Origin of the sequence: Streptosporangium sp. NPDC006013 (genome assembly GCF_040614275.1) — a bacterium.
Classification (GTDB): domain Bacteria; phylum Actinomycetota; class Actinomycetes; order Streptosporangiales; family Streptosporangiaceae; genus Streptosporangium.
Window position 1 is genome coordinate 1 of the sequence record NZ_JBEXUE010000446.1, and the last position, 8184, is coordinate 8184.

Below are 8184 nucleotides of genomic sequence, written 5' to 3' on the forward strand. Positions count from 1 at the left end.
TCCGTTCTAGTGGTCGTCGCAACACCCCAGCTGAGGGGATGCGATGGACTTCGAGGAAGCCGGTCACCCTGACCGGCTTCGAGGACCAGCCGAAACGGCGCCGTACGGACACTCCTTGCGGGTCGCGGGCGCTCGCCCGGTAGAACGTCGTGGAGACGGGCGCACGCCAGTCGATCACCATCGGCGCCCGCCCGGTGCCACCGGAGACATGGCGCCGGCCGATGTAGTAGCGCTGTCCGCGGTGCTCGGCCGGACCGGCGCCGGGGCTGAAGTCGAGGCGGCCGAAGAACGGCGGCCCGTCCGGCTGCTCCTCCAGCTCCTTGGCGAGGCTCCTCAGGTCGTAGCCCAGTCGCTCCGCGCTGTAGCGGTCGCCCGCCACCCGCTCGCCGATGACGACGTTCAGGCGCGCGCCCTCGACCATCCGGCGGATGGCCGCCTCGCACTCCGCCAGATAGGCACGCTCGTCGTCGAGTCCGGTATCCGTCATCGCGTCTCCATCTTCCAAAAAGCTTAACTCGGTTAAGATATTAACCGAGTTGCGTTTCTGTTAGGTTGGAACGCGTGACAGGGCTCCGGGAACGCAAGAGGCGGCAGGTCCACGAGACGATCTCGGCGGAGGCGATCGCGCTCTTCCTGGAGAGGGGATTCGACGAGGTGTCGGTCGCCGAGGTGGCGGCGGCGGCGGGGGTTTCCAAGCCGACGCTCTTCAAGTACTTCCCGACCAAGGAGGACCTTGTCCTGCACCGCATCTCCGACCATCAGGGCGAGGCCGCCCGGGTCGTGCGCGAGCGCCGGGCCGGCGAGGCGCCGCTGGAGGCGCTGCACCGCCACTTCCTGGCCGGGCTGGAGCGGCGCGATCCCGTGACGGGGCTCAACGACCACCCCGAGGTGCTCGAATACCATCGGATGGTCTTCTCCACGCCCAGCCTCGCGGCCCGGGTGCTCCACCACATGGCCTCGGATGAGGAGGCCCTCGCCGCCGCGCTCGCCGAGATCACCGACGAGCTCACCGCACGACTCGTCGCGGGCCAGGTCCTGGCCGTCCAGCGGGTGCTGGCCCGGCGCAACTGGCTGAGGCTGGTGGAGGGGGAGACCGCCGAGCGGACCCACCTCTCGGCCGTCGCCGCCGCCGACCACGCGTTCGCCCTGCTCCCGAAACTGGGCTGAACGCCGCACCGGAGACCTCGCGCGGCGTGACCTTCCGAGCCGGCCGCGACACGCCCGCGGGCGTCGCGAGGTGATCATGACGATGCGGCTGCAGGGTTCCTGCCCCGCCGGAGGGCGGGCCCGGCGCGGTTCCGTCATTGACAGACGTCGCCACGTGTTCCTACTTTGGAAACAGTGTTTCCTCTAGGGAATCGGATGGTAGTGCCGTGGAATACCCCCTCTCTCTGGCGCTTGTGGACTTCTTGCCGGTTCTCGCCATGGCGACCGGTGTCACCCTGCTCGTTGCCCGCGTCGGCGCCCTCGCCGGACCGAAGGTGACGCGTGTCGCACTGGCCGGGGGGATGCTCGTCGTGATCGGCGGCGCCCTCAAGGCCACCTGGAAGACCATCGTGGCCCTGGGCGGGCCGGACATCGTCTGGATGGCCAAGGCCCAGTTCTTCCTGCTCGGGCCGGGCTTCACCCTTCTCGCCTGGGCGCTGCTGAGCGTCCGTCCCGGTGAGGCGGGCAGGAGGACCGCTCCGTTGTGGGCGTTCGTGGCTTTCGCCCTGATCGGAGTCGTCGCCGCGGCCGGCGTCGGAGCGACCTGGCCGCTGCTCGTCGTGACCACGGCGTCGGCGACGCTGCTCGCCGTGCGAATGATCCTGCTGGCCCAGAAGTCGGGTGACACCGTGGCGATGGCCCTGCTGGGGTTCAACATCCTCGGTACCTACAGCATGGGGATGCTCGCCGGGCAGCCGGAGCAGACCATCACCCTGCAGTGGTTTGAGGAATCGCTCAACACCTGCGTCTGGACGGCCTTCGCGGTGGCGGTGTGGCGGCTGACCCGGGCCGGGCGAGCACTCACTCACGTCCGGGCGGTTTCGGCGTCGTAACCGGAGCGTGCCCGTAGCACGACCAGGCCACTGATCGCTGCGGGCACCAGCAGGGCGGGGAAGTCTTCGTGTCAGGTGGATCCCGGTGGCCGGGAGAGCGGCCCGGCGCAGGCCGTACCGCGCCGGCACTGTCCGGACCCGCACGACCCCGGGCACCGCAGCGGCCGTGGCTGAACGGCCCGCCGCGGGAGGGGCGGCGAGACCTTCCGCCGCCCGCCGAGGATGTCAGCTCTCGATCTCCGTGCGGTCGCCCGACCACAGGGTGTGGAAGGAGCCCTCGCGGTCCACCCGCTGGTAGGTGTGCGCACCGAAGAAGTCACGCTGGCCCTGGATCAGGGCCGCGGGCAGGCGCTCGGCCCGCAGCCCGTCGTAGTAGGCCAGCGCGGTGGAGAAGCCCGGCGCCGGGATGCCCAGCTCGGCGGCCTTCGCCACCACCCGCCGCCACGAGTCCTGCGCCAGGGTCAGCGCTTCGGCGAAATAGGGGGCGGCGAGCAGGGTGACCGGCTTGTCCGGCGCCGCGTACGCCTCACGGATGCGGTTCAGGAAGACGGCGCGGATGATGCAGCCGCCCCGCCAGATCGTGGCCAGCACGCCGGGGTCGACGTTCCAGCCGTACTCGGCGCTGCCCGCCCTGATCATGTCGAACCCCTGGGAGTAGGCGACGATCTTCGAGGCGTACAGCGCCCGCCGCACATCCTCGGCGAAGTCCTCGCCGACGGCGCCGGCCGGTACGCCCGAGGGGCCCGGCAGGCCGCGCGCGGCCGCGCGCAGGTCGGCGTGGCCGGACAGGGAGCGGGCGAACACCGCCTCGGCGATGCCGCTCACCGGAACCCCCAGGTCCAGGGCGATCTGTACGGTCCACCGGCCGGTGCCCTTCTGCTCCGCCCGGTCGGCGATCACGTCGACGAGCGGCCTGCCGGTGGCCGCGTCGACCTGGCGGAGCACCTCGGCGGTGATCTCGATCAGGTACGAGGACAGCTCACCTGAGTTCCACTCCGCGAAGATGTCCGCGAGCTCCGCCGGGGTTCGGCCGAGCCCCTGCCTGAGCAGGTCGTACGCCTCGGCGATGAGCTGCATGTCGGCGTACTCGATGCCGTTGTGCACCATCTTCACGAAGTGCCCGGCGCCGTCGGGGCCGATGTGCGCGCAGCAGGGCACGCCGTCGACCTTCGCCGCGATGTCCTCCAGCAGCGGGCCCAGCGCCTCGTACGACTCCTTCGAGCCGCCGGGCATGATGCTCGGCCCGAGCAGCGCGCCCTCCTCCCCGCCGGAGATGCCCGCGCCGACGAAGTGCAGGCCGCGCTCGCGCAGCGCGGCCTCGCGCCTGCGCGTGTCGAGGAAGTGCGCGTTCCCGCCGTCCACCAGCATGTCGCCCGGCTCCAGCAGGGGGGCGAACTCCTCGATCACCGCGTCGGTCGCCGCCCCGGCCTTGACCATGATCAGGATGCGCCGGGGGCGCTGCAGCGCCGCGACGAACTCCTCGGGAGTCTCGCAGGGGACGAAGGTCCCCTCGTCCCCGTGCTCCTCGACCAGTGCCTTGGTCCTGTGGTGTGACCTGTTGTGCACCGCTACCGAATGCCCGTGCCTGGCCAGGTTACGGGCGAGGTTCGCCCCCATGACGGCCAGCCCTGTCACACCGATCTGTGCCTGAGTCATCAAATACCTCCAGCTCGGAGACCTCGGTCCTCATGACCGGGAAAGAAAACACGACAGGATGCCACGTAGTGGGTTTCTCGAAAGCATGAGCGAACCCGGTCCGTGCACCATCACCGTTTGTGACGTACGCAGATCGTGAAGCGAGCGTTCACATTTCGCTTCCATCCAATTCTTCACGTCAAGAATGCCAGTCCGCACCCGCCCTGACTAAAGGGGCGAAGAGAGTGTCGGCGCCGTGCCGACCGGCGGACCGTCCGCTTCCGGGTGGCTCCGGCCCCGTTGGGAGCGGGGGCGACGTGACCGGACCCCACCCCGAGAGGGCTCACCGGCCGAAGCGGATTCCCGGGGTCTCCAAGCCGATGAGGCCGCCCAGACACCGGTAGGTCCGTGCCCCACCCTGGAACCGCTCCTGGGAGGGTGGCAGGACCGTGCCCTGCCACCTGCTCCGCCGATCGCTGCGGGTGTCGGACATGGAGGCGAACATGACCTGTTCCGAGCACACCTTCCGCACCGTCGGATGCTTCTCCAGGGCTGCCAGGTCGTAGGTGAGCGAGTCCTGCGGAAGCGGGGCGATCGCGTACGTCTCCCACACGTGTGACTCCTCGCAGCCGATCCGCTTGGCCGTGGTGTCGCCCGCGATCGAGACGAGGCCGCCCCAGCACTCGGGCTTCACCACGCACGCGGCCCCCGCACCCGCGACTGCCGAGGCGGGACAGGCCGCCGTGACCGTGGGAACCTCCGGGACCTTGGGGGCCGCGGACCCGCCGGACGCCGAGGTCGGGCCGTCCCCGGCGTTCTCGCCGCCCAGGAGCGCCTGCTGGCCCGACTGCTGCGAGGTGGTCGGGGTCCGGTCGCGATTCTCGATGTACATGAGCCCGGCCCCGGCCAGTAGCAGGATCACGAAGGCTACCGCCACCGCGACGAAGACCCGCGTGTTCGACGAGGCGGGATGCTCGGGCGGTTTGGTACCGCTCACCCCCGGAGACGTCAGATGCGACCGCACCGGCTCCCTGCCGGGCCCGCCCTGGACCGGCGGCGTGCCGTACGGCGGTGGCACTGTGGCGTACGGCGGCAAGGGGGAAGGGGCGGGAATCGGGGAGACGGGCCGCGGGGCATGAGGCGGGGAGGCCGGGGCGTCACCCCCCGGGCGCAGGCTCGCGAGGGCGTCGCGCAGCGCGGCCACCGAGGGGGTGCGCCGCGCGGGGTCGGCGGCCATGGCATCCCTGAGCACGGCGGTCAGTTCCGGCGGCACCCCCGGGATCTCGGGGACGGGCAGGCGGTGCAGGGCCATGATGACCGCGATGTTGACCACGCCGCTCTCCGGGAAGCGCGGAGGGCGCCCGGAGAGCAGCGCGTACAGCGTGGCGGCGAGGGAGTAGACGTCGCCCGCGGGGGCGGGTTCGGTCAGCTCGAACGCCTCGGGCGGAGCATAGGCCGGGGTGAGGGACTCCCTGGTCACCGACACCTCGCTGCCCGACGAGGGCATGGTGGCCAGGCCGAAGTCGGAGAGCACCGCATTGCCGTACCGGTTGATCAGGATGTTGGCAGGCTTGATGTCGCGGTGCAGCACTCCGGCGGCGTGCGCCGCCGACAGCGCGTCGGCGATCTTGATGCCGATGTCGGTGACCTCGGCCGGCGGCAGCCGCCCCTCCGCACGCATCCGGTCCAGCAGCGACCCGCCAGGGCACAGCTCCAGGACCATGTACGGCCGCCCATCGGGCAGGACCCCGGCGTCGTAGACATGGGCGACGTGCGGGTGGCCGGAGAGGGCGCCCGCCGAGGTCACCTCGCGCATGAAACGGCGCCGGTCCCGTTCCGAGACCAGCACCCGGTTGTCCACCTTGAGCGCGACCTCACGCTCCACCGCCAGCTGCCTGGCCCGGTAGACGATTCCGAAACCACCTTGGCCGAGCACCCCGGACACCTCGTAGCCCGGTACGGCGACGGCACCCGCTCCGGCCACCTGCCACCTCCTGAAGACGAGCGGCAGATTACCGGAGTTTCACCCACGAACCGCGCGTTATACCGGCAGGCGCCGCTTCTGGTCGCTGGGATGTCCGTCACCGAGCTCCGCCAGAAGCGCGTCCCAGCGGGCCCCGATGGCGTTGAGGCTGTAGTCGGCTGCCGTCAGCGCCGCGTTGTCGCCGAGCCTGCCACGCAGCTCCCGGTCCTCGATCAGCCGGCAGAGCGCCTCGGCGAGCGCCGCGGGCTTTTTCGGCGGAACGAGCAGCCCGTTGTGCCCGTGTGCGATGACCTCCCTGGGGCCGTGCGGGCAGTCGAAGCTCACCACCGGCACGCCCTTGCTCATCGCCTCCAGGATCGTCATGCTGAATCCCTCGTAGCGCGAGCTGACGGCGTAGATCGATGACTTGGCCAGCTCCATGCCGATCTCCGACGAGCTGCCCATGAGCAGCATCGTGTCCGACAGCCCGGCCTCCTCGATCCTGGCGCGGAGCTTCCGCTCGGCCTCGGGCCTGCCACGCCCGTAGAGGCGCAACACCCAGTCGGGGTGCGCCGCGGCGACGGGCTTCCACGCCTTCACCAGCAGGTCGAAGCCCTTGGCGTGAACCATCCTGCCGATGGCGACCACGACTTTCTCGTCCAGCTTCGAGACGCCACCGGACAGCGTGGTCACGGCGTTCGGGATGCGCAACAGCCGTCCGGGCGGCGTCTTGAGAGCTCTGCGATAGTGCTCCAGGTCCACCTGCGTCAACGTGACGAAGGCGTCCAGCCTGCCGTAGCGCCGCTTGATGAGCCGGACGACCTCGGGGGAGTGCACGTCGAGTGCCACGTGCTCCTGGCCGATGGTGATGACGCCCGGTGGCGCGAACAGGGCGGTGATCAGGTTGAATCCCGGCCGGGTGGAGATCAGCACGCCGGTGCGCATGGATCGCAGGTAGCGGACCATGCGCAGGTCCGTCAGCAGTGAGACCGCCCGGTAGACGTTCTCCTGCCTCGGGATCAGCATGCTCGGCAGGCGCGACAGCAGCCACCCCACCGGGCCTCGCCGCCGGGTCCTGTCGTCCAGGAACGACACCCGCACGCCCGGCGGGATGGGAAAGAACGGCTCCCTGGCCGTCCGGACCACGCTGACGATCTCAACATCGCGCTCGCGCGCCAGGTGACCCGCCAGGTTGAGCACGGTCCTGATGGTGCCGCCCATTCCGTACGCGTGCTGCAGCAGGATCCGGACGGTTCTCGTGTCGGGCGCCGGAGCGCGCCTCGCCCGCCTCGCGTTGAGCGCCCGCAGCACCCCGAACGCCGCCCGCCTGACAGCCATCCGTGCTCGCCGCGTCTTCACGCTCTTCCCCGACATGCCGAGAGCCCCCGCCCGTCCCGCATTCCCTGTCGTTCTCCCTTCCCGGAGCCACTTCCGCTAAAGCGCACACATCGGACAATCCCGCTCACTGCCCGATAGATCGTCGTACGGACCACAGCGGTCCTGGACCGCCGGTGAATCAGTCCCTTCCGTCCTTCGCCAAGTGAGTTCACATCCCTTACTCCACCGGAGCCGCTGTTCGCGTTCATGGCGCTTTCGGCTGGGGCTCCCGGCCTATGCTGTTCCTCTCCGTGTGAGGGGAGCATCGGTGGGCGGACGGGATCCGGATCGGCGTCGAGCGCTGCTCGACGCTGCGGACCGGGTGATCCGGCGTGAGGGACCCGAGGCGTCCATGGCGTCGATCGCCGCCGAGGCGGGGGTCACCAAGCCCATCCTCTACCGGCACTTCGGTGACAAGAGCGGGCTCTATCAGGCCCTGGCGAACCGGCATGTCCGCACCGTGGTCGGCCTGCTGCGCCCGGAGTTCGACCGGGCCAGGGCCGACCTGCGCAGTCGCGCCCGGGCGGCGATCGACGCCTATCTGGAGATGATCGCGGCCAACCTGAACCTCTACCGGTTCCTCTTCTACCGGGCCGGTGCGGAGGACAGCCGGACCCACTCCCAGATGACCGCCATCGTGCGCAGCCTCGGTGAGGAACTCGGCACGGTGATCGCCGCCGAGACGGCGGTGCCCGATCCGGTTCGCGCCCAGGTACTGGGTCACGCCTTCGTCGGTATGGTTCAGGCCACCGGTGACTGGTGGCTGGAGCATCCCGAGGTGGACCGGGCCGAAGTCGTCGAGGGGTTGGTCAGCGTCATCGTGGCGACGATGTCGGCCACGCTCTCCCGCTGACGTCGCCTGTCACCGGCTACCCGCTGCTCACCGAACCGTGCGGGAAGACGGCGTGGTCGATTTGACGATGCGGGACGAGGTTCGTACAGTTCACCAGACCCGAGGGAGACGGCGGTGGCGCCGGGGCTTCGGGAACCTCTCTAACGATCTTCGCCCCAAGGGGATATCTGTCCCCAAAAGGGGTCTGATTCGACATGAATCAGACGGTCGAGTAGGTTAGAAGGGTTGCTCTGGAAACGGAGCCGCCGAATTCCAGCAAGACCTGCAAGATCAAGTCAATCGCTTCAAAACGAGCCGGTTTGACACGAAAAAGCGGG

The 8184-nt window shown here is 69.7% G+C and carries 6 protein-coding genes and 1 pseudogene; 3 read left to right on the top strand and 4 right to left on the bottom strand.

Annotation, left to right across the window (positions count from 1 at the left end; all coding sequences use genetic code 11):
- Positions 1–487: pseudogene (locus ABZ260_RS40975) on the bottom strand (hypothetical protein); the annotation flags it as partial.
- A gap of 74 nt (positions 488–561) precedes the next feature.
- On the opposite strand from ABZ260_RS40975, the gene ABZ260_RS40980 reads away from it, so the two are divergent.
- Positions 562–1167: a TetR family transcriptional regulator gene (locus ABZ260_RS40980; protein WP_355628474.1), complete on the top strand. Its 606-nt coding sequence runs from the start codon at positions 562–564 to the stop codon at positions 1165–1167.
- Positions 1168–1373: 206 nt separating this feature from the next.
- Positions 1374–2039, top strand: coding sequence for a hypothetical protein (locus ABZ260_RS40985; protein ID WP_355628476.1), 666 nt, complete (start codon positions 1374–1376; stop codon positions 2037–2039).
- Between the two features lie 225 nt (positions 2040–2264).
- On the opposite strand, the gene gndA is transcribed toward ABZ260_RS40985, so the two are convergent.
- The 3 genes from gndA to ABZ260_RS41000 all read right to left on the bottom strand — a co-directional run bounded on the left by gndA (position 2265) and on the right by ABZ260_RS41000 (position 6975).
- Positions 2265–3695, bottom strand: a complete 1431-nt coding sequence (gene gndA / locus ABZ260_RS40990) for an NADP-dependent phosphogluconate dehydrogenase (RefSeq protein ID WP_355628479.1) — start codon at positions 3693–3695, stop codon at positions 2265–2267.
- A gap of 322 nt (positions 3696–4017) precedes the next feature.
- A complete protein-coding gene (locus ABZ260_RS40995; protein WP_355628482.1) occupies positions 4018–5658 on the bottom strand; it encodes a protein kinase in 1641 nt (546 codons plus the stop codon).
- A 57-nt stretch (positions 5659–5715) separates the two neighbouring features.
- A complete protein-coding gene (locus ABZ260_RS41000) occupies positions 5716–6975 on the bottom strand; it encodes a glycosyltransferase family 4 protein (protein ID WP_355628485.1) in 1260 nt (419 codons plus the stop codon).
- A 307-nt stretch (positions 6976–7282) separates the two neighbouring features.
- Here ABZ260_RS41000 and ABZ260_RS41005 point away from each other — a divergent pair, with 307 nt between their 5' ends.
- Positions 7283–7867: a TetR/AcrR family transcriptional regulator gene (locus ABZ260_RS41005; protein ID WP_355628488.1), complete on the top strand. Its 585-nt coding sequence runs from the start codon at positions 7283–7285 to the stop codon at positions 7865–7867.
- The last annotated feature ends 317 nt before the right edge of the window (positions 7868–8184 follow it).